Here is a 24,455-nt window from a genome sequence, read left to right on the forward strand (position 1 = left end):
ACGTCATGCACGCGCCGCCGGCCGCGGCTAGAATCGGTCGGGAAAGGGAGGGCACATGGCAAATTCCGTTCCACCGTGGCCGGGCGATTTCGAATCGGTCGCCCAGCAGTACTGGAGCCTGTGGGGTGATGCCCTGCGGCAGGCCGGCGCAGCGCCGACGATGTCCATGCCCGGTGCCGCGCCCGGCTGGCAGCAGACGGTCGACTGGTGGTCGAAGCTGGTGCCCGGCGGGCAGCCGCAGGTGGACGAGGCCGTTGGCCGCTTCCAGCGGCAGGCCAGCCAGTGGTTCGGGCAGATGCAGCAGGTTGCCGCGCAGTTCACCGGCCGCGACCACGATGCCACCGACATCGGCCGCGCCTGGCGCTCGGCGCTCGGCATGGCCGAGCCCACGCCGGCGCAGAATCCGTTCGCCGACATCTTCCGCCACATGCAGGGCGGTGCGCACGGCATGGATGGCTGGATGCAGCAGATGCGCCCCTGGCTGGAGAACCTGCAGCGCGATGGCGACCGCTGGATGCACTTGCCGACCTTCGGTCTGTCGCGCGAACACCAGGAGCGCTGGCAGCAACTGGCGCAGGCGTACCAGGATTACCAGCGACAGGTCGGCGAGTACGACCAGTTGATGCTGCAGGTGGCGCAGGACGCCTTCGTGCGTTTCGAGCGCAAGCTGGAGGAGCATGCGGAGCCGGGCCGCCAGTTGCAGAATGCACGGGCCCTGTTCGACCTGTGGATCGATGCCGCTGAAGAGGCGTACGCGCAGGTCGCCATGTCCAGCGATTTCCGCCATGCCTACGGTGGCTTGGCGAACGCCCAGGCGCGGTTGCACCTCGGCGTGCAGCGCGAGGTCGAGCAGGTCTGCACGCTGTTCGGCATGCCGACGCGGACGGAAGTCGACTCCGCCCACCGCAAGATCGTTGAACTCGAGCGTTCACTGCGCAGGCTGACGCGTGCACAGGCCGCACCCGCCCGCCGTGCGCCGGCACCGCGCGTTACGACGCCGACGGAGACGCCGGTCGTGGTGGAGGCGCCATCCCGGTCCGAGCCCGTCGCCGCGAAGCCGAAAACAACGAAGAAGCGCGCGCCCGTCCGCCGCAAGCCCTCGGCGTCCAAAGCTGTGACGAAGCAGCGTCCAGCCGCCAAGAAGAAGGGGGCCAAGAAGCCTGCACGGCGGACCGTGGCCGCGACGGCGCCGGCGGCAAGCAAGCGGGAACCCGTGGCCGCCGCGACCCGGGGCGTCGCGAAGAAGCCTGTCAGGACGAAGAAAGCGGCTGCCAAACGGGTATCGAAGGCCTCGGTCGCGAAAGCCCCGAAGCAAGCCAAGGCGCCGCCAGCAAAGCCAGCGTCGGCCAAGCCTGCGGCGGTCGTGTCGATGAAGGACTGGGTGGCGCGCAACGCAACGCGCAGCGGAGTCGTCGACTCGCCCGGGACCGGCAAGAAGACGAAGCGGGGTAAAGGCAAATGAACGGACCGCTCAACTTCAGCGCCGAAGCGCTGGCGCACGAAGCCACCACGCTGACGCAGAAGCTGTCCGCCGGGCTGCATACGTTGCCTGAAGTGGAAGACGTCCACTACGGCGCCACCCAGAAGCAGGAAGTCTGGCGCGACGGCAAGGTGGTGCTGTACCGCTTCATCGGCGAGAAGGCGCCGACCGCGAAAATCCCGCTGCTGATCGTCTACGCGCTGGTCAACCGGCCGTACATGGTCGACCTGCAGCACGACCGCTCGCTGGTGAAGGGGCTGCTGGCGCAGGGCGAGGACGTCTACGTCATCGATTGGGGCTATCCGGACCGCTCGGACCGCTTTCTCGAACTCGACGACTACATCAACCGCTTCATCGACGGCGCCGTCGACCACCTGCGCGACAGCAGCGGCCGCGAGGCGGTCAACGTGCTCGGGATCTGCCAGGGTGGCGCGTTTTCGCTGTGCTACGCCTCGCTGCACCCGGAGAAGGTCAAGAACCTGATCACCATGGTCACCCCGGTGGATTTCCATACGCCGGACAACATGCTCTCGCACTGGACGCGCGAACTCGACGTGGACCTGTTCGTCGACGCGCTGGGCAACGTGCCCGCCGACATGATGAATGCCTGTTACCTGATGCTGAAGCCGTTCCGGCTGAACTTGCAGAAGTACGTGGGGCTGGTCGACATCCTCGACGACAAGCGGGCGATCGAGGATTTCCTGCGCATGGAGAAATGGATCTTCGACTCGCCGGATCTCGCCGGCGAAGCCTTCCGCCAGTTTATCAAGCAGTTCTACCAGCGCAACGGCTTCATCAAGGGCGGCATCGAGATCGGCGGCGAAGCGGTGGACCTGGGCTTCGTCGACATGCCGGTGCTGAACATCTATGCGGAGCAGGACCATCTGGTGCCGCCGGATGCCTCGCGTGCGCTGAAGGACGTTGTCGGCACCGATGACTACACCGAACTGAGCTTCAAGGGTGGCCATATCGGTATCTACGTGTCCAGCCGTGCGCAGCGCGAAGTACCGACGGCCATCCATCACTGGCTGGGCCAGCGCGCCCGATAAGTGCGCACGCTGCCTTTTGTAGGAGCGACGTCAGTCGCGACCGCGATCCGACAGTATATGAAGGTCGCCGTCGGGCCAGTCCCCTGTTCGACTTGGCCTTCTGTTGTCGGCGCATCGGGCCGTGCGGTCGCGACTGACGTCGCTCCTACAGAAGTGCGCCCCCTTCACCTTTGTTGCATCAGGGTAATCCCATGCTGTCGCGCCTCACCTTCGCTGCCTGTCTGATCGCCTTTTCCGCGCTCGCGTCGGCCGCACCTTCAGCGACCGCCAAGCGCGAGATCCAGGGCCTGATGGACGCCCTCTCCACGTCGTCCTGCGAGTTCCAGCGCAACGGTACGTGGCATGGGCGTGACGAGGCCCGCAAGCACCTGCAGCGCAAGTACGACTACCTGCTGAAGAAAAACCTGGTCGATACCGCGGAACAGTTCATCGAGCGCGCGGCAAGCAAGAGCAGCATGAGCGGGAAGGCTTACCAGGTGCGGTGTCCGGGACAGCCCGCACAGCCGGCCGCCACGTGGTTCACGGCGAAGCTCAAGACGCTGCGCGGTTCAGGCGCGCCGGTCCGCTGACGCGCTAGACTCGGTCCAGACCACCGCGGGGAGTAGTCGGCGATGAACAACTCGGCATCCAAACCGTTCGCGCGTTCGTTGAACGACCGCATGATCGCCGGCGTGATGGGCGGCATCGCCCACCGCTATGGCTGGAGCGCGACCTTGCTGCGGGTGATCTTCGTCGTCGTGTCGATCGCGTCGGCGGCGTTCCCCGGCATCCTGGTCTACCTGATCCTCTGGCTGCTGATGCCCAACGAACAGGACTGAGCCTTGGCGCCGACCATGCTGTGGTCCGCCCGCGTGCTCGGCATCGCGTGGGCCGTTCCCAATACGCTGATCGGCCTCGTCGCCGGCGCCGTGGGCATGCCGTTCGGCGCGAGACCAGAATGGAGCCCGCGCGATTTCGCGGTCGTCTTCCATCGCTGGCCGTGGGGACCGGGCGGCGCCATCACCTTCGGCAACAGCATCCTGCATACCGGCGATACCTTGGAGTCGGAATGCGTCACCTACGAGCATCGTGCCGGCCGCACGCAGCATCCGCGCATCCGCCTGGGCGACCATGAGCGCGCGCACGTCTATCAGTACATGGTGCTGGGACCCCTGTTCCTGCCGGTCTATCTGCTGTGCGGCGGGGTCAGCGTCCGCAACCCGTTCGAACGCGCGGCCGATCGCTACGCATTGACGGGCAAGGGATGGTGGCCGGGCGGGTGACCGACGACGGTCGTTGTGTTCCACCGTCGTCCACGTCGGCAGCACCTCAGCTGCGTGAGGTCTTCTTCGCGGTCTTCTTTTTCTTGGAGCGTGTGGCGGTCTTGCTGGCCGTTTTCTTGGTAGCCTGCTTTGCCGCCGTCGTGCGCCCGGAGCCGCTCTTCTTGCCACCGCCGTCCTGCTTGTTGACGGTGGCCCAGGCGATGCGCTCGGCGTCCTCGCGCGAGCGGCCCTGTTCCAGTTCGCTTTCTTCGATGTGTTCGGCCTGTCGCTTCTGCTTGTCGGTATACGCAGACTTGTCACCGCGTGGCATGACGCTGTCTCCCGGGGCGTAGGGAAGCGCAGCGTCGCGCGACCTGGATGACGGCACCGTCAAGACATGTTCAGCGCTCCATGCGCTGGAACGAGAACAAGGGCCACAAGGCGTGTTTGCGCCGCTCGATCAATGCGCGCAGCAGCCCGGCGCCGAGCATGCTGTAGGTGATGCCGTTGCCGCCGTAGGCCATCGCGAAGTGCACCCGCGGACCCCATTGCTCGTGCGGACCGAAGAACGGCAGCCCATCCTCGGTTTCCGCGAACGTACCGGCCCATGAGAACGCCGGGGTGAGCGCGAGTTCGGGGAACAGTTCCTTCAACCGCTTCAGCAGCGTGCGTGCCTTCTTCTCCACGCGCGCGTCGCGCTTGGCCGGGATATCGACGGAATCGTCTTCTCCCCCCAGCAGCAGACGACGGTCGGAGGTGGTGCGCGCATACAGATAGGGGCGGGCGGTTTCCCACAGCAGCGTATCGGCGAGAAAGCCCAGCGCCGACTCCGGAAGCGGATCGCTGATCACGGCGTAGCTGCTGCGGTTGCGTGCCACCGACTTCTTCAGCCAGTGCTGGCTCGCATAGCCCGCCGCGACCACCAGATGCCCGGCGCGCACGGTCAGTCCGGTGTCGGTGCGCAGCGTCACGCCGCGCGTGGTGGGGGTGATCTCTTCGATGCGGGTACGGTCGAAGACCGATGCGCCCTGCTTCTGCAGCCGCTGCAGCAGGCGATAGGTCAGACGATACGGATCCACGCGCGCCGCCTGCTGGCTGAGCAGGGCGGCAGGCGCATCGAATCCGTAATCGTCGCGCACGCGGTCGGACGACAGCAGCTCCACCTCCAGGCCGTGCTTCTTCCTGGCAACGCACTCTTCTTCCAGGCTGGCGACATCGCGGCGTCGGCTGGCGTAGTACAGGCTGCGATTGCGCGCGAAGCCGACATCGCGCCAGGCCGATGCGACCGCCTGCAATTGGTCGATGGCCTCGGCGCAGGCCTGGTAGGCGAGCGCCGCATCGGCTTCGCCATGGCGCTTGGCCAGATCGATCAGGTGCGTGTCGATTTCGTATTGCAGCAGCGCGGTACTGGCGGCGGTGCTGCCCCAGCCGATGTCCCGCTGCTCCAGCACCGCCACGTCGAAGCCATGGCGGGCCAGTTCATCGGCGATCAGCGCGCCGGTGATACCGCCGCCGAGCACGGCGACGTCGCAGCGATGGTCGGCTTCCAGGCGCGGAAACGCCTGCATCAGCCCGTTGCTGACCGCCCAGAAGGGATAACCGCTTTTGAGGTCCATGCGCGTCCGGTCCCGTCACGAGGCGACCATGCTCGCAGGCCGCCTGCCATCGAGGGGTGAAGGACGCGCGGTCAGCGCGGCAAAGCGCCCTGCAGGAACAGGTCGACGGCCGCCAGTGCCTGCGCTTCCAGCGTGTCGACGTCCGGCAGGTGCGGCCCGCCCGCAGCCAGGCGGACGACCTGGTCGCCGAACAGGCTCATGTAGAACTGGCCGGCGGCCGCCTTGGGCGATGCCAGGTGCAGGCGGCCCGCGGCGACCTGCTGCTCGAAATAATCTTCGAGCGTGCGGCGGATGGACGCCACCACATGATCGAAAAACCAGTCGCGCAAGGCGGGGAACGACTGGCCCTCACCGATCACGATGCGGTAGACCACCTGCGAATCGGTGCCCGCCATCAGCTGCGCCATGCGGATGGCCACGCGCCGCAGCGCCTGCTGGGGCGAAAGCTCGGTCAGGTTGAGGTCGCTCAGGACATGGATATGCAGGTCCAGGCGACGTTCGAGGATGGCGCAGGCCAATCCTTCCTTGTCGCCGAAGATGCGGTACAGCGTGGCCAGCGATCCGCCCGCACGCGCCACGATCTCGCTGAGGCGAGCGTGCTGGTACCCCTTCTCGGCGAATACCTCGGTGGCGGCATCGAGGAATTTCTCGGCGCGGATCTCGCCGCGACGGCACAGTTCCACCTGCGGGCGTGCCCGCAGTGGCACCGTGCCGGGGTCGGCATCGCTGGAAACGTTTTCCAGATATTCGGACTGGATGCTCACGGAAAGTCCCTGCACACGGCTGGGTGGCGATATTGCGCCAGCCTAGCAAAACGCCGCGGGACTGTGGCGGCTATACGGTCGTTGTTCGACGTGCCGCCTAAAGGTAACGCGTGAACCTGGGCGCTTCCTGCCAGCGGTCGTGCGCGCCATCCACGTGAACGACCGGCGCGGCGTCGAGCTCCTCGGGCGAGACATCTTCCAGGCAGCCCAGGTTCACGCCGTAGATGCGCGCTTCCCCCGGCATGTCGTTGCCGATGCCGAACGGCCGCACGCCGCAGGTCCGGCAGAAGTGGTGCGAGTTGCGCAGGGTGTTGAAGCGGTACTCCACCAGTTCCCCTTCGCCTGCCAGCAGCCGGAACCGGTCGGGCGCCACGATGGCCGGCCAGAACCGGTTGCGCCGGCAGATCGAGCAGTTGCACCGGTAGGTGGGCTGGGTGAGGTCGATGTCGGCCTCGAAGCGGACTGCGCCGCAGTGGCAGCTGCCGTTATAGGTCTTCAGCATGTGGGCTCCCGTGCCGATACCGTTCGGGGGACTGGGGTCGCCCCACCGTGCTGGTCGATGGGCGGGAGCATAACGGACCCCCCAACCTGGCGGAGCCATGCATGCTGCAGACCGTAAATGTCGCCGACCTCCGGCCGGGCATGTACGTGCAGAAGTTGCTGGGTCCGTGGATGCAGCATCCGTTCTGGCGCACGTCGTTCCTGCTCGACGACGAACGCATCGCCGAGCTGCAGGACAGCGGGGTTGGGCAGGTGGTGGTGGACCTGTCCCGGAGCGAGCTGGACGGCGATCGCGACTCACCCGAGGCTCCGACCCCGGACGCGGCAGGACCGGTGCCCGCGCAGCCGGTCGCGATGTCCCCGTCGGCCACGGATACGGATAAGGATCCGGAGGCCGAGCACCGCCGGGTGATCGTGGCCGACGGCACCGTCAGTCTGGCGTCCGAGATCTCGCGTGCCCGCCGCATCTGCGACGAGGGGCGCGACGCGGTCGAGGCGATGTTCCGCGAAGTGCGCCTGGGTCGTGGCGTTGACGCCGGCCACGTCAAGCCGCTGCTGGACGAAATCACCGGCTCGGTCGACCGTCATCCCACCGCCCTGGTCAGCGTGGCGCGGCTCAAGGACGCCGACAGCTATACCTATCTGCATTCGGTGGCGGTCAGCGCGCTGATGACGATGCTGGCCCGCCAACTGCAGCTGCCCGATGACCAGGTGCGCGACGCCGCGCTGGGCGGCCTGCTGCACGACATGGGCAAGGCCATGCTGCCGCTGGACGTGCTCAACAAGCCCGGCAAGCTGACCGAGGACGAGTTTGCCATCGTCCGCCAGCACCCGGTGCATGGCGAACGGCTGCTGCGGGATGGTGGCATCACCCAGGAGGCGATCCTGCACATCGCCCGCCACCATCATGAGAAGGTCAACGGCGCAGGTTATCCACAGCGTCTCTCCGGTACCGAGTTGCCGCTGCTCACCCGCATGAGCAGCATCTGCGACGTCTACGATGCCATCACCTCCAACCGGCCCTACAAGAACGGCTGGGATCCGGCCGAATCGCTGCGCCGCATGGCCAGTTGGGAGGGGCATTTCGACACGACGTTGATGAAGGCGTTCGTCCGGAGCATCGGCATCTATCCGGTCGGCGCCCTGGTGCGGCTGTCCAGCGACCGGCTGGCGGTGGTGGTGGAGCAGAACCCCGCCACGCTGCTGGCTCCCCGCGTGCGTGTCTTCTACTCGGCCAGGCAGCGCAAGCACGTGCTGATGACCGACCTCGACCTGGCCACCGCCGGGGACCGCGAACGCATCGTCGGTGTCGAGTCGCCGGAGAAGTGGGGTTTCCGCGACCTGGAGAAGGTCTGGCTGCCGTAACACCGCGCCTCTGCCTGCAGGCCTGCCACCCCATCCTGCGGCGCTCCCTGCGGACGACAGGCGGGTGGACCCGTCCGTGGGAGGATTGCGGTGGGAACCGCGACAGCGGGGGCGGCGAACTCCCCGTTCCGTACCGGCAGGTTAACGCGTGCCCTGAACGCATGTCGATGCCGGTGTGCGCGCTGCACTTCCGGCACGTGCCGTCCGCCAAGACACGGCCGAGGATGGCCCGTCCCCGGAGGAGTTCCCGATGTCCCTGCTCTCGCTGATCATGGCCGCATCCGCCGCCACCGCACCGGCCCCTATGGCCGACGCCGCCACCCTGGCTGCCATCGAGGCGACCTGCTTCGATTACGTCGACGGCCAGCTGGAAGGCGATCCCGCGCGCGTGGCGCGCGCGCTGCACCCGGACCTGGCCAAGCGCTCGGTCATCGGCGACACGCCGGACGAGCGCCTCGGCCTGCGTCGCATGTCGAAGGAGGAACTGGTGTCGCTGACGCGGCAGGGCGCGCTGAAGACGCCGAAAGACCAGTGGAACCGCAGCTGCCGGATCCTCGACGTCACCGCCGAGACCGCCGTCGTACGCCTGGAGACGCCGTGGTTCGTCGACCATTTCCACATGGGCCGCTATGGCGAGCGCTGGATCATCGTCAACGCGCTGTGGCACATGAAGCCGCGGTGATCATCCGGTTGGAGTCGCTTTCGACGCCTTCCGGAACAGCAGGGCGGACACGCACCAGGCCACGACACAGAGACCGGTGAACGCCAGCACGAACGCCGGTGATTCCTGCGTGTCCATCCGTATCGCGATGCCGCCCGCGCCCCCCTGGACGATCGCCATCGCCGCCATCACGCGTGACATGCCGCGCGCCTGCAGCCGGACCAGCCCGCCGCCGATGGCGCCGACGGCCAGTACGCCGAGGAACAACAGATTGGCGGGATGCCCCGGCTCGTCGACGATACCGACCGCCAGGTTCGCCCACAGCAGCAGGAAGGCTGCACCGATCGCGACCAGGCTGGCCAGCAGATAGCTGGGCACGCGCGCCATGCGCATCGCCATTTCGAAGGCGACGCAGGCGGTCAGCAGCATCGCGCCGAAGACGATGAAATCGCCGACGGTCCAGGCCACGTCGTGGGTGAACCGCATGGCCACCCAGGGCGCGAGCAGCAACAGGCCAGCGCCGCCCCATGCCAAGGGCCGCATCACGCGGATCCATGAGACCGCGTTGGGGTAGGTGTCGGTGGTCATCGCCATGGTCCCGTGTCTGCGGCAGAAGCGCCGGGCACAGGATCGATGGCTGATGTGCGCCTGTGGCGGGGCATGTGTGAAGCGGGTGCGAAGTCCTGCCAGGCTCAGGGGGCGGGGGTCGCAGGCCGGTGCGCGTAGCTCAGCACCCTCGTCACCTGCCATTGGCCATCGCGTTCGCGCCAGACCATGACGAAATCCGCTTCGCCCGCGCAGTCGGTGCCGCCCAGGTCGCAGAAGCGATGCTTGCCCTGCGCGATCGCGCCGAAATCCTTGATCGGGTACACCACCAGCGTGCCCGGCACGCGTTCGCGCCGGTAGTGGCCGCAGACATACTGGCGCGTGCGGCCGATCATCTCGTCGCGCGTCCAGGTGACCCCGCCGTTATCGTGGTAGAACTCCACCGCGTCGTCGAAGTAGGCGGCGTGCTTCGCCAGTTGCGCCGGATCGGCGCAGGTGTTGAAGGCGTCGAACACCGCCGTGTCCAGTGCATCGATGGTGTCGGTGAGCTGCTCCGGTGTCCGCTCGGTGGCGGCCGTCGCCTCGACCGCTCCGCACAGCAGCGCGGTACCCAGCAGGCCGCCGAAGGCTGCTTTCGCCACGCGCGAACGCACCGCGGTCATGCCGACACCAGTGGTGCGCGCCGACCGCCGCCCAGCAGGCGCGCCGGCAGCATCAGCAGCGCGTGCAGGAAGGCGAACAGCGCCGAAAAGGTGATGCCGACCAGCCGGAACGGCAACGACAGCAGCCAGACGAACGGCCAGGCCAGCAGCGCCAGCACGGCGAGCGGCCAGCACAGGACGAACAGCAGGCACCAGGCAAGCAGGGCGACGAGGGTCTTCATGGTCCGGAACTCCTTCGGGCAGCGGATGTCAGGCGTCCATCCTCGCGTCCTGCACTGCGGTGGACCAGCGCGCTGCGACGAATCCGGCGGGATGCCGACGAAACCGCCCTGCGCCCGCATGAAACCGTGCCGCGATAGGCAGGTCAGGGCTGCGGAGGCAGCAAGGGCGCTTCCGGCGGCGGCGGTCCACGACGCACCACGTCGCGCTGCATCGCCGCCAGCCGGCGCAGCAGGCGGTTCTGCGTGGCGCGCGGCAGCTGGCGCTGGTCCATCGCCCACATCAGGTCCTCGACCAGCGCATTGAAATCGGCTTCGGCGATGTTCACGTGCTTGTGCGCCTCGGCCATGTCCTTGCCGGCGTACGAGCAGGGGCCGCCCGACTGCACGCACAGGAACTCCACCAGCCGGTCATTGAGGTTGATGATGTCGACGTCCTTGAAGTGATGCGCGATGCGGGGATCGTCCGACACACGGAACAGCAAGGTCTCCACCAGCGCCTCGATGCCGGCGCGCCCGCCCAGCCCGTCGTACAGCGCGTCCTTCGCCGGTGGCGCGGACGCGCAGCCGGCGATCCACAGCAGGCTGGCCAGCAGCAGGGCGGTCGCGATACGCATGCTCGTCACCTCATAAGCTCAACTGCAAGGACACGTATGCGCCGCGCTGGTCGTCCAGCGTGGCGATACTGCCCAGGTCCGCCCACGCACCGACGACGGCGACGTGCTTGTTCGGGAACCAGGCGATGAAGACGTCGCGCCAGTCGTCTTCTCTGGCGAAGCCGAGGTTGTCGGGCTTCTGCCGGTATTCCACGCCTACGGCGAGGCGGGGATCCAGCAGCACGGCCGCCGATCCTTCCCACAGCCACGTGCGCTCCGCACGCCGGTCGCCGCCGAAGCCCAGCAGGCCGGCCTGGTTGGCGTTGCTCGAACGCAGGGTCGCATTGAGCAGCAACTGGTAACCGCCGGCGGCATCGAGGAACAGTTTGCTGGCGCTGAGATAGGCATCGGTGCCGTTGTCGTCGCGCGCGCCCACCGCCAGCGGCAACGCGCCGTCGCGCAGGCGCTTGTGCTGCACGCCGACGCTGACCTGCGGCATGCGCGTATAGACCAGATCGCCGGCCAGGCGCACCTTGGCGCCGTAGATGTCCTGCTCCAGCGCATCCCAGGGCAGCGCCAGCCGTCGTTGCAGTTCGCCCAGGTCGAAGGACTGCCGCGCAAACGACACTTCCACCCGGTTGGCGAACGTGTACGACGCCCCGAAGGCGTCCAGCGCGTAGTCGCCGGTATCCACGCGCGTGTAGAACGCGGCGCCCCCGTGCTGTTCGTCCGTTCCGTACCCCGACAGCACGGCCCACGGCACGATGCCGCCGCCGGCCGCACCTTCCACCTGCGTGGCGCCACCGGTCGCCAGCAGGCGGCCCTGTCCGGCGGAGGCGGGCAGCGCCGGCAGCAGCGCGGACAGGGCGCAGGCGATCGATACGCAACGAAGGGCAGGGGTCATGCGTCGGTTTCCAGCGGGAGGTCGGCGGTCGTCGCGGTGCGCTCGCGCTGGTGGCACCAGTCCAGCAGCGCGGCGCTGCCCAGCGGTGCGCTGAACAGGTAGCCCTGCACCATGTCGCAGCGGTAGTGGCGCAGCAGGGCCAGTGCGCGGTCGTTCTCCACGCCCTCGGCGATCACCGACAGGCCCATGTTGTGGCCCAGTTCGATGGTGGAGCGCACGATCACCGCGTCGTCGCTGCCTTCTTCCAGCTGCATCACGAAGCTCTTGTCGATCTTCAGCTCGTCCACCGGCATGCGCTTGAGTTGCGCCAGCGAGGAATAGCCGGTACCGAAGTCGTCGATCGCCAGCCGCACGCCGCAGGCCTTGAGCCGGTGCAGCATGCGCAGTGCGTACTCGATGTCCTGCATCAGCGCGCTTTCGGTGACCTCCAGGATCAGGCGCTCCGCCGGGACGCCATGGGCGGCGAGCCGCTGTTCGATGTAGTCCGGCAGGTCCGCATCCAGCAGGTCCATCGCGGACAGGTTCACCGCCAGCCCCAGGTCCAGTCCGCCCGCGCGCCAGACGGCATGGCAGGCCAGGGCCTGGTCCAGTACGAAGCGCGTCAGTTCGTGGATGAATCCCGAGCGTTCGGCCAGCGGGATGAACTCGTCCGGCGCCACCGCGCCCAGGGTGGGGTGGCGCCAGCGCAGCAGCGCCTCGACGTGCTGCACGTGCGCGCTGGCGGCATCGAGCTTGGGCTGGAACTTCAGTTCGAGTTGGCCTCCGGAGATCGCCTGCCGCAGGTCGGTCATCAACTGCAGCTGCCGAAGGTGGGATTCGTCGCGGCCGGGCTGGTACACCGCCACTCCGCCGTGCGCGGCCTTGGCGTCGTACAGCGCGATGTCGGCCCGTCGCAGCAGTGTGTCGGCATCCGCGCCATGCTCGGGATGGCAGGCCAGGCCGAAGCTGCCTTCGACGCCAACGCGCGTACTGGGCAGGTCCAGCGGCTGCTTCAACGCATTCCACAGCGCGTGCGCCTGCGCCTGCGCCGCCTCGCATCGCAGGCCCGGCAGCATCAGCATGAACTCGTCACCGCCCAGGCGGGCGACCAGATGGGCGTCATCCGACGCGCTGCGCAGCCGCTGCGCGACTTCGCGCAGGACCTGGTCGCCGAATTCGTGGCCCAGCGTGTCGTTGATCTCCTTGAAGCGGTTCACGTCCATGACCAGTACCGCCACGTCGCCGCCACGGGCGATCGCCGCCTGCAGCAGGTCGTAGGCATGGCTGCGGTTGGGCAGCCCGGTCAGGCCGTCGTGATGGGCCTGGTGCAGGATGCGCGCTTCGCGCGCGGCGATGTCCGCCTGCATGCGGCCGAACGCACCGGCAAGCTCGGCGATTTCGCGACTGCCGCCGGCGACCGGCGCCTGCGAGTAATCGCCGGCCTGGATGCGCTGCGCCGCCGTGGCCAGTCGCGACACCGGTCGGCTGATGCCGCGACCCAGGGCAACGGCGACGGCAACCGCGAGCAGGGCCGCAAGCCCGGACAGCAGCAGGATGCGCGAACGCAACGCGCGGTAGGGCGCCAGCGCTCGGTCGTACGAATCCAGCAACACCAGCCGTGCGTCGTCGCCCTCGGTGAGCGGATGCGAGTCGGAGAGGTAATGGTCGCTGCCGACGGCAATCGGGCGCGTGTGGTCGCCCTGCGGCGTCCAGGCGCTCGCAAAGGACGCGCGCTGTGCGGCGGGCAACGTGGAGGCATGCACGCGCGTCCGGGAGCCGGCGCTGGTGACGAAGGCGGCTTCCAGTCCGGTCAGGCGCTGGTACTCGCGCGCCACCGCATCGTCGTAGCGACGGCCTATGGCCAGCCAGCCCACCCGCTCCGGCGCCATGACCGGCAACATCACCACCAGGTAAAGGGCGTCATTCACGACGACCGTCTGCAAGGCCAGCCCGTCGCGGGCGGCCTGGCGCGTGAGACCGGCCAGCACCTCCGCCGACGGCGCCGCGGCGCCCTCGGCGCCGGCCTGCCAGCGGCCGTCGCGATCCAGCAGCCAGGCCAGGTCGGCGCCCACACGGGTGCCCTGGTTGCCCAGCGCCGAACGCAGTGTCGGCACATCGCCACTGGCCACCGCCGCACGGAAACCGAAATCGTCCGACAGCACCGACGCCGACGCGAGCAGCTGTTCCGAGCGGCTCTGCTGGAACTGTTCCCACACGCGCTGGCCCACGTGCAGCTCCTGTTCCAGCCGCGACGACACCGCGCGCTGCGTGGCCACCGTCACCACCGCGAACGTGGCCAGCTGCGCGGCCACCACCACGGCGATCATCACGGCGATGACGCGCGTCTGGAAACTGCGTGGCTTCAAGGGGTGCCGCCCTTGGTCTGGCGGAACTTCTCCTGCAGCGCGCGCAGGCGGTCAGTGCCACGTACGTCGTTCTTCGCCGGGACCAGCGCGATCTGCAACGTCGACGAGGCACCGGCGGCCGGCACCACCAGCGTGCGTTCCAGCGGTGCACCCTCGCCGCGCACGTGCCACACCCGCAGCGTGTAGCTTCCCGGCGGCACGTCGAGGGTCAGGTGGCCATCGGCGGCGGTCTTGCCGAAGTAGGGCGTGTCCAGCACCACGATGTGGCCGATCATCCAGTCGTGGATGTTGCAGCCCACCACCACCACGCCCGGCTTGTCGAAGCGGATGGGCGCGGCCTTGTTGCCGGAATACAGCGGAATCTCGAACTGGCGTGGCTGCGAGAACGAGTAGACGTGATGCTGGATGTTGTCGCGGTTGGGGAAGGCGACCACCGTGCCGGCCTGCACCGGCAGCACACCGGGCACGAAGGCCGAATGCTGCTGATCCATGCGCGCGGTGGCGCTGCGGGTGGTCGACGGCGTCGCGCCGTGCAGGCTGACCACGGCATCGGCGACCGGGCCGCTGCTGCTGCCCACGGCGAGGCGCACCTCCGCCGCATGCGCAGCCGACCCGATGGCCATCGACAGCAGCACTCCAGACCACGCCCGCCCCACGCGCCGCCGTACCCGCATCGTCATCCCCTGTCCAATCAGGTAATTCCAGCAAGACCCGTGCCATCCCCGCGATCCCCCGACGCGACGATCGCGGGCATGAGGCATGCGTGTTCCGTTCCTGCGGGACTGCCGGACTGGGCTGAAACTGACGTTACGCGTCATGGAGGCGGATGGATGCGGTGGCCGCAACCAGTGCCGTCGTACGGGCCGCGATGCCGGGATCAGCCCGGTCCCACCAGGTGCCGTGTGACCTCGGCGGCATTCCGCCCCGCCAGCGTGCCGGGGCGTGTCCCGGACCACAGGGGCGAAAAATCGTCGCGACCCTGCGCTTCGGCCGCGGCACGCAATGGCGCAAGCGCCTGCGACGCCCAGGGGAAGGCGGGAGGCAGGTCCGACAGCGGGCCGAGATCGCGCATCAGCCGGTTGACCAGACCGCGCGCGGGCCGCCCACTGAACAGATTGGTGATCGCGCCCGTGCGCGCAGGCTGCTGCAAGGCAGTCCGATGGACGGCCGATGTGGTCGCCTCCGGGCATAGCAGGTACGCGGTGCCGGCCTGCACCGCGCTCGCGCCGGCTGCGAGCAAGGCGCCCACATCGGCGCGGTCGCCGACGCCGCCCGCCGCGATCACCGGTACCGTCAACGCCTTCGACAGCGACGCCACCAGTTCACGCGTGCCGGGCTGGATCGCCAGGTCATCGGAAAGGAAATGCCCGCGGTGGCCGCCGGCCTCGATGCCCTGCGCGATCACGGCGTCCACGCCATGGCGTTGCAGCCACCGTCCTTCCTCGACGGTCGTCGCCGACGACAACACGGTGCAGCCCCAGCCCTTGATCCGCGTCATCAGCGCGGCATCGGGAAGGCCGAAGTGGAAGCTCACGATCCGCGGCCGGAATGCGTCCAGCAGGTCGACGGTCGCCGCATCGAGCGGGCGGCGCGTGCCCGCCGTCGAGGGCGCGGGCGGTTCGATGCCGTACTCGCCGTAGTACGGCATCAACGCATCGTGCCAGCGCTGCCCCTCCGCAGCATCCGGCTCGGCCATCGCGTGGCAGAAGAAGTTGAGGTTGATGGGGTGCGGCAGCGACGCGAAGGTGTGCAGCGCGGTCTCGAGTCGCGCAGGCTCGAGCATCGCACAGGGCAGGGAGCCGAGCCCGCCGGCATTGGCTACCGCGATGGCGAGCGCTTCGTCCTGCACGCCGGCCATTGGCGCCTGGATCAGCGGAAGGTCGATGCCGAGCGAGGACAGGATGTCGTGCATGGCGCAAGCTTACGCTGGCCGCCAGCCATCGAAGCGCGCGATGGCACGTCCGCTGGACTGGTCCTGGTCTTTCGATGGAGGCGAAATTCGCTCGCGGTCGGCTTCCATGCCTGTCGATTTCCCGCCACCCGCTTCGTCGCTCATGCACTCCCAACCCAAGGAACGCCCATGAAGTATCTCGGTCTTGCCTACTTCACGCCTGAGAAGTTCGCCGGGATGAGCCCGGACGATGTCGAAGCCCTGGTCAGCCAGTGTCCCGCGCTCGACGAAAAAATGCGTGCGACCGGCAAGGTGCTGGTGGCCGCGTCGCTGGGCGACCTGGAAGGCTGGAGGACGCTGCGGCCGCGCGCTGGCAGGACGCAGATCAGCGACGGGCCCTACACCGAGTCGAAGGAAGTAGTGGGCGGCCTGTTCATCATCGAGGCGGAGGATCCGGAGGAGGCCTTGCGCATCGCGTCCCTGCATCCCGCGGCGACGCTGGGCGAGGAAGGGGGATGGGCCGTCGAACTGATCCCGATGGACTTCTATCTGGCGCAGTGAGGGACCGGCGGGCGCGTCAGGGACGTGCCCACGGACCGGCCGCGGTTGCGACATTGCCGTCCGCGCTCCGCGACGGTCCGCTCACCCGCGCTGCGCGCGTCGCAGGAAGCGGATCGCGGCGGTTTCCCACTGGCGCGGACCGTTGGCATGGCGCGTGATGCGCTGGAGCCGGCCGTCTTCCCAGCCCGAGAAGATGCGCGGATCCACGTAGTTCTTCTCGCAGATGCGCGGCGTGTTGCCGAGCAGGTCCGCGGCACCGCGCAGGACGGCCTGCCGCACCTGCGCCGATGACGGGTCGCCATGGGCCGGCGGCGGGAGGGCGGCGAGCGTGCGGAACGCGAAGAGCGTGGCCCCCAGCGTGCGGAAATCCTTGGCGGTGTAGGGGCCCTGCAGCTGCGCCTGCAGGTAGTCGTTGACGTCGCCGGAGGTGATGCGCTGCACCTTGCCCTGCTCGCGGTACTGGAACAGCGCCTGCCCGGGCAATTGCCGGCATTGGCGAACCAGCTTCACCAGCCGCGCGTCGCTGACGCGGGACTCCAGTGCCTTGCCACCCTTGCCGCGGAAGGCGAAGCGCACCTCGCTGCCGGCGATGAAGCGCGCATGCACGTTGCGCAGTGTGGTGAGTCCGTACGAACCGTTTTCCTTCTGGTAACTCTCGTTGCCGACACGCAGCAGCGTGTGCCCGAGCAGGGCGACGACCAGCGCGACCACCTTGTCGCGCGGGAAGCCGGGCAGGGCGAGATCGGCGCGCACCCGGCGGCGCAGTCGGGGCAACGCTTCGGCGAAAGCGATCAGGCGGTCGTACTTGCGCGCACCGCGTTCGGCCTGCCACGCCGCGTGGTAGCGGTACTGCTTGCGTCCGCGCGCGTCGCGCCCGGTGGCCTGCAGGTGGCCGCGCGCATCGGCACAGATCCAGACATCGGTGTAGGCCGGCGGAATGGCGAGCTGGCGGATGCGGGCGATCGTCGCCGCATCGCGGACCGCACGCCCGCGCGCATCCAGATAGGTGAAGCCGCGCCCACGCCGCCGACGCCGCAGGCCGGGCATCGCGTCGGAGGTGTAGTGAAGGCCGGCCAAAGGCGCCTCAGAAGTCGTCGACGTACTCGAGCACCAGGCCGTAGCGCGTGGCGACGTCGTCGGCGGTGGCGGTCACGGTATCGGCATAGGGAGAAGCGACTTCGATCTCGACGGCGTGCACGTCGCTGGCGCCGATGTCGTCGGGCAATCCCGCCGAACTGGAATCGTCGTCGTCCATGTGCGGCATCAGGTCCGCTAATTCCTCGAGGCGCTCCACCCCGTCGATGCCTTCCAGTGCGGCCATCAGCGCGTCGAACGCGGTCTGCGGGCCGGTGGCCCGGAGTCTGATCGTCGTCATGCTCTTCCTCTTCGCCGTGCGATTGCGTGATGCATTCGACCTTAAGATGGCCCTGATCACGCCGTCGTGAAGCCGTCGCCCGACCGCAGGGCAACGTTCAGTCAGGGAGATTCCACATGATGCGCCGAATGACCCTCGTGCTTGCATGGCTGCTGGCCATGGCGACGACACCACCGGCGAGGGCGGAACCGCCCGCCGTTCCGTCCGGCCAGGGCACCGCCACGCTCGAGCACCTGCCGGCCCTGAAGGGCGACTACTTCGCCCTGACCGATCGTGGATCCGGTCGCGTGCATCACCTCTACGTGCGCTATCCCGAGGGCTATGACGCGGCGACGGCCACGCGCTATCCGGTGGTGTACGTGCTGGACGGCGACAGCCTGTTTCCGTTGCTCGCGCCGACGCACCTGTTCCTGCACTACGACGAGACGTTGCCGGAGGCGATCATCGTCGGCATCGCCTATGGCGGTTTCGACCCGGCCATCAACAAGCGGCATGTCGATTTCACGGCGCCCGGCGACGACACCAGCGCGGAGCAGGGCGGGGCGCCCGGATTCCTCGCTTTCCTGCGCGCGCAGGTGCTGCCCGAGGTGGAGCGACGGTATGCGGCGGATCCCGCGCGCCGTGTGCTGCTCGGGCAGTCGCGCGCGGGCTATTTCGTGCTGTGGTCGGCGGTGCAGGATCCCGACCTGTTCTGGGGGCGCATCGCCAGCAATCCGTCGCCCGGGCCGGCACGCGACGCGTTGTTCGCCGCGCCGCGACCGTACACCGGCGCGGACCTGCGCGTGGCCGTGGTCAGCGGCGCGCGCGATACCGCCGAACGCCAGCGCATCGCGCACGACTGGACCACGCACTGGTCTGCCCCGTCGGCAGGTGCGCCATGGGACGTCACGTTGGTGGCGCTGCCGGACGGCACGCATGCCGCCTCGATCGGTGAGGGTTACCGGCGCGCGATGCTGTGGTTTTTCCGCGGGGACATCGCGTTGGCGCCAGCGCAGTGATGCGGCTGTATGCCCGCGTTCGGTCGCGCTGGAGCAGTCGGCGCCACTCGGGCACGCAGGGTGCGAAGGTTGCCCAGAGGCGCTCGACCAGTGTTCATTGCATCCTGCCGACTGGCTGCGCGGACTGGGGCGCGTCCATGCGGCAGGTAAGCCGCTATGCAGCCCCCCAACCGTCGAACCCCATGGACATTGAAATCCTGCTGATCGCCGCCCTGTACCAGGCCGGTTGAGGACAGGACGCCATCGGCTTGGCCATGCCGCGGATCCTGCGCATCCTGGAAACCGAGGACGTGCTGCGCGCTGCTTCACGCTCGACGCTTTGATCGGCGGCAACCCGGGTTCCGTCGGCGTGGGTCGGGTTTCATCGCCCACCACTGGCCGTCGGGCTGGCCAATGTCCATGCTCGGCGGCGAAAGGGGCGCCAGGCGGGCGTCGCACAGCAGGCCGGATGGCGGAGGGAAGGAATGCGGATCGGGGCTGTATTGCAGGGGGTGACGGTCGTGGCCGCGATGCTGGTGGCCGGTCATGCTGGGGCAGCGGAGGTTGCTGGGGCGGGCGAGGTTATCGATGCGCGGATCGAGACGTCAATGACCGAGGCTGGCCTGGTCGGCGTGGGCGCCGCGGTGATCGTCGACAGGCGCATGGTGTGGTCGAAGGGCTATGGATTCGCCGACCGCCAGCGCGGCGTTGCATTCACGCCCGACACGGCGATGAACATCGCCTCCATCACCAAGACAGTGACCGGCGTGGCGATGATGCAGGCGGTGCAGGCCGGCAAGCTGTCGCTGGACGAAGATATAAACGCCTACCTCCCGTTCAAGGTGGTCCACCCGCAGTTCCCCGACGCGCGCATCACCCTGCGCCAGCTCGCCACGCATACCTCGGGCATCAATGATCGGTGGGCCGTGTACGAGCGTCTGTACCACTGGGGAGGCGACGCGCCCGAGGCGCTGGGCGACTTCCTGCGCGGCTATCTGGTGCAGGGTGGCAAGGACTACGCGACGGACAACTTCGTGCCGCATAGGCCGGGGACGCACCGCGCCTATTCCAACATCGGCGCGGGACTGGTCGGTTACATCGTCGAGCGCGCGATGGGCGAACGCTTCGATGCCTACACGCAGCGCACGATCCTGTCGCCGCTGAAGATGACGCGCAGCCACTGGTTCCTGTCGCAGCGGCCGGCGGACGAGCGCGCCACGCTGTACGTCGCACAGGGCGGATTCGCGGTGCCGATACGGAACTATGGGCTGGCGACGTATCCGGACGGTGGCCTGCGTACCTCCGTGGCGGACCTGTCGCGGTTCTTCATCGCGGTGCTTGGCGACGGCAGCCTCGACGGCGCACGCATCCTGTCACCGGCATCGATCGCCGAACTTAGACGTTTCCAGTACACGCCCGGCCACACACCGGACAACGTCGTGCCTGAGGAAAAGAACTCCGGCCTGTTCTGGGCCACCAAGTTCGACACGGCCTACGTCGGCCATGGCGGTTCAGACCCGGGCGTGCACACCGCGATGCTGGCCAACCCGGCCGGCGACGTCGCAATCGTCCTGTTCGTCAACACCTCGGTGGACGATCGTGACGGCAAGGTGTACGGGCAGTTGTTCGATGCGCTGTGGCAGCACGCGCTGACGTTCAAGCGATCGAAGAAGTAGGTCACGCCTCGCGCCGCGCCGCCAAACGCAGCTTCACCCGCGGGTTGGAACCCGATCCGACACCACCGGCGTGAAGGCGCAGTCGCTCAATGCCCACCCTGTGACGCTACGACGCAGGCGGAAGGGTGCCATGGCCGCCGCTCAGGTGGGCATGACCCGATCGGGTCGAACCGCTTTCACTGGGAATTGGCGATCAGCACCCCGACGGCCAGGCCCAATCCCAGCACGCCGATGGCCAAGGCCAGGTAGCCGGCATTGCCGAGAAGCCGCTGCAGCAAGCGTTTCCTTTCATGCGCTTGCGATGCTTCGAAGCTCGCAAACTCGACAACGCCGCCCGCCGAGGTGTTGTGGAACTCGTAGCGTGCAAGGGAGTTGCCCGTCTTGCGTGCCAATGCGAACAGGGCGATGCCGATGCCCAGCGGAATCAATGAGAAGCCTCCGAGAACGATGGGCAGCTTTTTCCGGAATTCGCGCCCGCGCCCGGCGCGTCCGGCCTCATGACGTTCACTCTGGTAGTCGGCGAACCGCTGACGGCTGCCGCCCACGCCGGTCAGGTCCACGAAACGATCCTGATACCCCGGCGGAAAATACAGTTGGGCCGTCTCCCGCGCCGCTTGCGGACTCGCCTTGAAGTAGTTCTTTTCCCTTGCGAAGCGCTGGCGGCGGCACGTATCGAACAGGTTGTCCAGGTAGCCGCACTTCTTGCGCCAGTCGGGATAGGCCTGCATTTTTTCGTCGATGGAACGATACGCCCGGCTGTACGCATCGAGCAGCTCTCGCGCAGGCCCGGATGCCTGGGACACGTTGCCGCTGCTGCTCGCGGTGTGCGCCAGGGCACTGTGCAGCATCATCAGCCGCCCCGCCTGACGCCCGGCTATGTCGTCGGGTTCGGCGTCCCCGGCGGTTGCCAGAAGGTCCGACTGGACCTGCGCTGCGGAAGGATAGTGCGCCAGGGCAGCAGCATCTTCGTCATTCGCCCATGCCAGTCCTGCCTGTCCGCCCAGCATGGCGAACATCAACACCGCGCCGATCTTCATACGTTCCCCTGGTGAGTGATGCCATTCCGGAAATGTCCGGCTTCTGCGAGTCCGCATCGCCGGGCAGTGGATTCAAGGCGGGCGCCCCAACCTGTTTTCCGACCGAGGCGGCCATACATTCACGGATGAAAGGCCGCCGAATACCGGTTCAGTTCCCGGCGGCTCCCGTGCCGCCCAACAGACGCCGCCACGCGACCATCTCGTCTTCTTCGGACGTACCCAACTCGCCCAGCGCCGCCACCGCCGCGATCAGCAGCGGACGACCTTCCTGGGTGCGCCCGGACTGCATCAGGATCTGGCCCCGCAGCGCCTGCAGCCGGTGTTCCCAGCCGGGCGTGGAGTCGCCCGCGGTCAGCGCCGGGACGCTGAGGCCATCGACCATCTCGAGCGCATCGTCATACCGGCCTTCGGTGGCGAGGTGGCCGGCGAGCGCATAGCGGAAGCTGTGTGCGGCGACGTTGTCCTGGCCGAAATGCCGGCGCAGGCCGCCTTCCGCCTGGCGCAGGTAATCCAGGCCGGCCTGGCGGTCGCCGCAGGCGTACTCCTTGAACCCCAGGTTGCCGGTTTCGATCAGTGTCGCCTGGCGTTCTTCGCCGTAACGCTTCGCCATGCGTTCGCGCACCGTGCGCGCGATCGGCAGCGCCTTCGGGCAATCATCGGCGTAGTCGTGGATGCTGGCCACCAGCGACAGCTGCACCAGCGTGGTGTAGTCGTCAGGCCCCAGGATACGCTCGGTGGTGGCGGCCGCGGTCTGCGCGATGGGCAGCGCTTCGGCGTAGCGGCCCATGTTGCGAAGCGCTCGCGCCAGCATCACGCGGTAGCCGGCGACGGTGGACTCGCCGATGCGCTTTGCGTCCAGCAAGGGATCGGCCAGTACCTGCTGCAACAGCGGCACCGCTTCCTCGGCCTTGCCGGAACGGAGCAGGGCGTCGGCGATGTTGGAACGGATCAGTGCGGCCATCGAGGCGTCGTCGGGACGCAGGGCGCGCTGCAACGCATCCGCGCGGCGGTGCGCGACGAGCGAAGGTTCGATCTCCAGTTGCTGGAAGTGGAACTGGCCGCGTGCGATGGCAGCGTACAGCGCGACGACGTTCCGGCCTTCCAGTCGCGTGCGGCCGGCAAGGCGGTCGGCTTCGCGGAGCTGGCGCTCGGCCTCGGTGAACGATTCGCGCGTGCCGGCATAGGCCAGCGTGCGCACCAGTCCGTAGCGGGTGACCAGGGTCTGTTCGTCATCCACACCGAAGGCGCGGCCGTAGTCCTGCACCGCCTGCCGCAGGTGGCTGGCGGCGCGCTCGCGATCGCCGAGCGTGCGCCAGGCATCGCCCAGTGCCGCATGGATGCCGCCGCGTACCGCCGGGTCCTGGCTGAAGCGGGCGGCCAGCGGCGCACCTGCCTGTTCGAGCATCTGCCGCACGGTCGGGTCGCGCTCGAAGCCGGCGCCGCCCGGGCTCAGCGCGCCGATCAGATCGTCGCTGAGGAAGCGCGTCACCGCTTCCGCGCGCGCGGCCTGCATCGCGGCGCTCTGGCGCTGCTGTTCACTGCGGTACCAGAACAGTGAGCTTGCCAGCAGGCCTGCGCTGAGCAGCGCGAAGCTGGCGATGATCCACGGGCGACGCGCACGCGTGCGTTCCAGGGCGCGCTGCGCATGCTGGGCATGGCGTGCCGCCGCCTGCTGTTCGTCGTCGCGTGCGCGTCGCTGCGGCAACGAGGACAGGCGGTCGATCAGGTCCGCCACGCTGCCGAGGCGTCGCGCGGGATCGCCGTCGGTGGCGCGGCCGATATCCTCGACCAGCAGCGGGTCGTCGATATCGCGCTCCCAGCCCGGCGCCATCGGACGACGCAGGTCGCCCACCAGCCACTGGTACAGCAGCACGCCGAGCGCATAGACGTCGCTGCGCACGGTGGCCGGCTGGCCAGCGACCAGCTCCGGTGCCAGATAAAGCGGCGTGCCCGAACTATCGCTGCCGGCGGTGGTGACCGTCATGCCCATGCCGGTGATGCCGAGTTCGGCCAGCCGCTCCGGTTGCAGCAGGCGGCTGTTGCCGAAGTCGGTGAGGCAGGGCTGCCAGCGTTCGTCCTGGCGGGCGCGCACCAGCACGTTGTCCGGCTTGATGTCCTTGTGCAGCACGCCCACGCCGTGCGCGGCATCGACTGCCGCGGCGACCTGCAGGAAGAACGCCAGCTTGCGCGCGCGGTCCCAACCGAGCGCGCCATGCCCCGCGGCCCAGTCGGGCAGTGCCTGTCCGCCGTACTCGCACTCCAGGAAGTACGGCTCGGTCTCGAAGTTCCAGTCCAGCACGCGAACGAAATCGTCGCGCTCGCCCAGCGTGTCGCGCAGCACGCGCATCAGCGTGGCTTCGCGCTTGATGGCGGCCAGGCGCTCGCCGCCCACGCTGAACTTGAACACGCGCGCATCGCGGCTGCGCGGTTGGCGCGCCAGCCAGACTTCGCTGCCCAGGGTGCGGCCGAGCGGGCGCTCGAGCAGGAAGTGTTCGCGACCGGGCACCGGCTGGCCGGCAGCGAAGCTCAGTGCAGTGCCCAGCCGCTGGCCCTGCGCGACGCGCTCGACGGGACCGTCCAGGCGGTAGCCCACGCGCGGGACGGTAGCGATGCGGTCCTCGCCGGCCGCGTCGAGCGCCTTGCGCAGTTTGCCGATGGCGGTCGCCAGTACGTGGTCGACGGTGATGCGGCCGGTCCAGACCTGGTCGAACAGTTCCTCCTTGGTCACCACCTCGCCGACATGGCGCAGCAGCACCGACAGCACCTGCAGCGGCTTGTGCTCGATGTCGACCGCCAGGCCGGCGACGCGCAGTTCATGACGGGCCTCGTCGAACTCGACGGTGCCGAAGCGCCATCGGTAGAGCCGGGCATCGGGGGGCGGGGAGGGGGGCATGCGACCGATGATAACGCCGGTTACGGCGCCCATTGCGGGGCGGGAAACCCCGTCGCGGCGCGCTTGAAGGTTTCTTGAAGTCCGCATGAGGACGCCT

The 24,455-nt window shown here is 68.3% G+C and carries 25 protein-coding genes and 1 pseudogene; 10 read left to right on the top strand and 16 right to left on the bottom strand.

The features are described from left to right. The first annotated feature begins 55 nt into the window (after positions 1-55). From phaE to CSC78_RS04040, 5 genes are all read left to right on the top strand, one after another. A complete protein-coding gene (phaE, locus tag CSC78_RS04020; protein WP_162336615.1) occupies positions 56-1,462 on the top strand; it encodes a class III poly(R)-hydroxyalkanoic acid synthase subunit PhaE in 1,407 nt (468 codons plus the stop codon). After that, the gene (locus CSC78_RS04025) at positions 1,459-2,529 is read left to right on the top strand and encodes a class III poly(R)-hydroxyalkanoic acid synthase subunit PhaC (protein WP_162336616.1); all 1,071 of its coding nucleotides are present in this window, start codon (positions 1,459-1,461) and stop codon (positions 2,527-2,529) included. The genes phaE and CSC78_RS04025 overlap by 4 nt, the downstream gene beginning before the upstream one ends. Positions 2,530-2,720: 191 nt before the next feature. After that, entirely contained in the window at positions 2,721-3,098 is a 378-nt protein-coding gene (locus tag CSC78_RS04030) for a YfeK family protein (RefSeq protein ID WP_162336617.1), read from the top strand. Positions 3,099-3,140: 42 nt separating this feature from the next. Beyond that, a complete protein-coding gene (locus CSC78_RS04035) occupies positions 3,141-3,347 on the top strand; it encodes a PspC domain-containing protein (RefSeq protein ID WP_162336618.1) in 207 nt (68 codons plus the stop codon). A gap of 15 nt (positions 3,348-3,362) precedes the next feature. Beyond that, the gene (locus CSC78_RS04040; protein WP_162336692.1) at positions 3,363-3,791 is read left to right on the top strand and encodes a hypothetical protein; all 429 of its coding nucleotides are present in this window, start codon (positions 3,363-3,365) and stop codon (positions 3,789-3,791) included. Between the two features lie 55 nt (positions 3,792-3,846). Here the strand turns inward: CSC78_RS04040 and CSC78_RS18845 are convergent. From CSC78_RS18845 to CSC78_RS04060, 4 genes and pseudogenes are all read right to left on the bottom strand, one after another. After that, positions 3,847-4,101: pseudogene (locus CSC78_RS18845) on the bottom strand (HupB); the annotation flags it as partial. Between the two features lie 70 nt (positions 4,102-4,171). Next, a complete protein-coding gene (locus CSC78_RS04050) occupies positions 4,172-5,386 on the bottom strand; it encodes an NAD(P)/FAD-dependent oxidoreductase (RefSeq protein WP_162336619.1) in 1,215 nt (404 codons plus the stop codon). Between the two features lie 71 nt (positions 5,387-5,457). Then, the gene (locus CSC78_RS04055) at positions 5,458-6,150 is read right to left on the bottom strand and encodes a TetR/AcrR family transcriptional regulator (protein WP_162336620.1); all 693 of its coding nucleotides are present in this window, start codon (positions 6,148-6,150) and stop codon (positions 5,458-5,460) included. Positions 6,151-6,247: 97 nt separating this feature from the next. Further along, positions 6,248-6,652 carry a GFA family protein gene (locus CSC78_RS04060; RefSeq protein WP_162336621.1) on the bottom strand — a complete coding sequence of 135 codons (405 nt, stop codon included), beginning with the start codon at positions 6,650-6,652 and terminating at the stop codon, positions 6,248-6,250. A 101-nt stretch (positions 6,653-6,753) separates the two neighbouring features. Here CSC78_RS04060 and CSC78_RS04065 point away from each other — a divergent pair, with 101 nt between their 5' ends. Together CSC78_RS04065 and CSC78_RS04070 are read left to right on the top strand one after the other, a co-directional pair. After that, the gene (locus CSC78_RS04065) at positions 6,754-8,016 is read left to right on the top strand and encodes an HD-GYP domain-containing protein (protein ID WP_162336622.1); all 1,263 of its coding nucleotides are present in this window, start codon (positions 6,754-6,756) and stop codon (positions 8,014-8,016) included. 250 nt (positions 8,017-8,266) lie between these two features. Continuing rightward, positions 8,267-8,698, top strand: coding sequence for a nuclear transport factor 2 family protein (locus CSC78_RS04070; protein WP_162336623.1), 432 nt, complete (start codon positions 8,267-8,269; stop codon positions 8,696-8,698). Here CSC78_RS04070 and CSC78_RS04075 read toward each other — a convergent pair whose 3' ends face one another. From CSC78_RS04075 to CSC78_RS04110, 8 genes are all read right to left on the bottom strand, one after another. Then, positions 8,699-9,271: a hypothetical protein gene (locus CSC78_RS04075; RefSeq protein WP_162336624.1), complete on the bottom strand. Its 573-nt coding sequence runs from the start codon at positions 9,269-9,271 to the stop codon at positions 8,699-8,701. A gap of 98 nt (positions 9,272-9,369) precedes the next feature. Then, a complete protein-coding gene (locus CSC78_RS04080) occupies positions 9,370-9,885 on the bottom strand; it encodes a nuclear transport factor 2 family protein (protein WP_162336625.1) in 516 nt (171 codons plus the stop codon). Then, a complete protein-coding gene (locus tag CSC78_RS04085) occupies positions 9,882-10,106 on the bottom strand; it encodes a hypothetical protein (protein WP_162336626.1) in 225 nt (74 codons plus the stop codon). The genes CSC78_RS04080 and CSC78_RS04085 overlap by 4 nt, the downstream gene beginning before the upstream one ends. 143 nt (positions 10,107-10,249) lie before the next feature. Beyond that, entirely contained in the window at positions 10,250-10,720 is a 471-nt protein-coding gene (locus CSC78_RS04090) for a group I truncated hemoglobin (RefSeq protein WP_162336627.1), read from the bottom strand. A 10-nt stretch (positions 10,721-10,730) separates the two neighbouring features. After that, positions 10,731-11,603 carry a DUF3034 family protein gene (locus CSC78_RS04095; RefSeq protein ID WP_162336628.1) on the bottom strand — a complete coding sequence of 291 codons (873 nt, stop codon included), beginning with the start codon at positions 11,601-11,603 and terminating at the stop codon, positions 10,731-10,733. Continuing rightward, entirely contained in the window at positions 11,600-13,948 is a 2,349-nt protein-coding gene (locus tag CSC78_RS04100; RefSeq protein ID WP_379609239.1) for a putative bifunctional diguanylate cyclase/phosphodiesterase, read from the bottom strand. Before CSC78_RS04100 ends, CSC78_RS04095 begins: the two co-directional genes overlap by 4 nt. Then, complete coding sequence (locus CSC78_RS18965; RefSeq protein WP_338015125.1) at positions 13,945-14,571, bottom strand: methylamine utilization protein; 627 nt, start codon at positions 14,569-14,571, stop codon at positions 13,945-13,947. The genes CSC78_RS04100 and CSC78_RS18965 overlap by 4 nt, the downstream gene beginning before the upstream one ends. Positions 14,572-14,825: 254 nt before the next feature. Further along, positions 14,826-15,860 (bottom strand): NAD(P)H-dependent flavin oxidoreductase, encoded by a 1,035-nt coding sequence (locus tag CSC78_RS04110; RefSeq protein WP_162336630.1) that lies wholly within the window; start codon positions 15,858-15,860, stop codon positions 14,826-14,828. Positions 15,861-16,028: 168 nt separating this feature from the next. Here CSC78_RS04110 and CSC78_RS04115 point away from each other — a divergent pair, with 168 nt between their 5' ends. Next, positions 16,029-16,400 (top strand): YciI family protein, encoded by a 372-nt coding sequence (locus CSC78_RS04115; RefSeq protein WP_162336631.1) that lies wholly within the window; start codon positions 16,029-16,031, stop codon positions 16,398-16,400. 81 nt (positions 16,401-16,481) lie between these two features. Here the strand turns inward: CSC78_RS04115 and CSC78_RS04120 are convergent, their stop codons facing one another. Together CSC78_RS04120 and CSC78_RS04125 are read right to left on the bottom strand one after the other, a co-directional pair. Then, positions 16,482-17,477, bottom strand: coding sequence for a DNA topoisomerase IB (locus CSC78_RS04120; RefSeq protein WP_238391155.1), 996 nt, complete (start codon positions 17,475-17,477; stop codon positions 16,482-16,484). Between the two features lie 7 nt (positions 17,478-17,484). Further along, the gene (locus CSC78_RS04125; protein ID WP_162336632.1) at positions 17,485-17,775 is read right to left on the bottom strand and encodes a hypothetical protein; all 291 of its coding nucleotides are present in this window, start codon (positions 17,773-17,775) and stop codon (positions 17,485-17,487) included. A 128-nt stretch (positions 17,776-17,903) separates the two neighbouring features. On the opposite strand from CSC78_RS04125, the gene CSC78_RS04130 reads away from it, so the two are divergent. Both CSC78_RS04130 and CSC78_RS04135 read left to right on the top strand, forming a co-directional pair. Further along, positions 17,904-18,773, top strand: coding sequence for an alpha/beta hydrolase (locus tag CSC78_RS04130; protein ID WP_162336633.1), 870 nt, complete (start codon positions 17,904-17,906; stop codon positions 18,771-18,773). Positions 18,774-19,282: 509 nt separating this feature from the next. Next, on the top strand, positions 19,283-20,428 hold the full coding sequence (locus CSC78_RS04135) for a serine hydrolase domain-containing protein (protein ID WP_162336695.1): 1,146 nt from the start codon (positions 19,283-19,285) through the stop codon (positions 20,426-20,428). A gap of 176 nt (positions 20,429-20,604) precedes the next feature. Here CSC78_RS04135 and CSC78_RS04140 read toward each other — a convergent pair whose 3' ends face one another. Together CSC78_RS04140 and CSC78_RS04145 are read right to left on the bottom strand one after the other, a co-directional pair. Further along, entirely contained in the window at positions 20,605-21,465 is an 861-nt protein-coding gene (locus CSC78_RS04140) for an amino acid kinase family protein (protein ID WP_162336634.1), read from the bottom strand. Positions 21,466-21,613: 148 nt separating this feature from the next. After that, complete coding sequence (locus CSC78_RS04145; protein WP_162336635.1) at positions 21,614-24,358, bottom strand: protein kinase domain-containing protein; 2,745 nt, start codon at positions 24,356-24,358, stop codon at positions 21,614-21,616. Between the last annotated feature and the right edge of the window lie 97 nt (positions 24,359-24,455).

Source organism: Pseudoxanthomonas japonensis (assembly GCF_010093445.1).
Lineage (GTDB): Bacteria > Pseudomonadota > Gammaproteobacteria > Xanthomonadales > Xanthomonadaceae > Pseudoxanthomonas_A > Pseudoxanthomonas_A japonensis.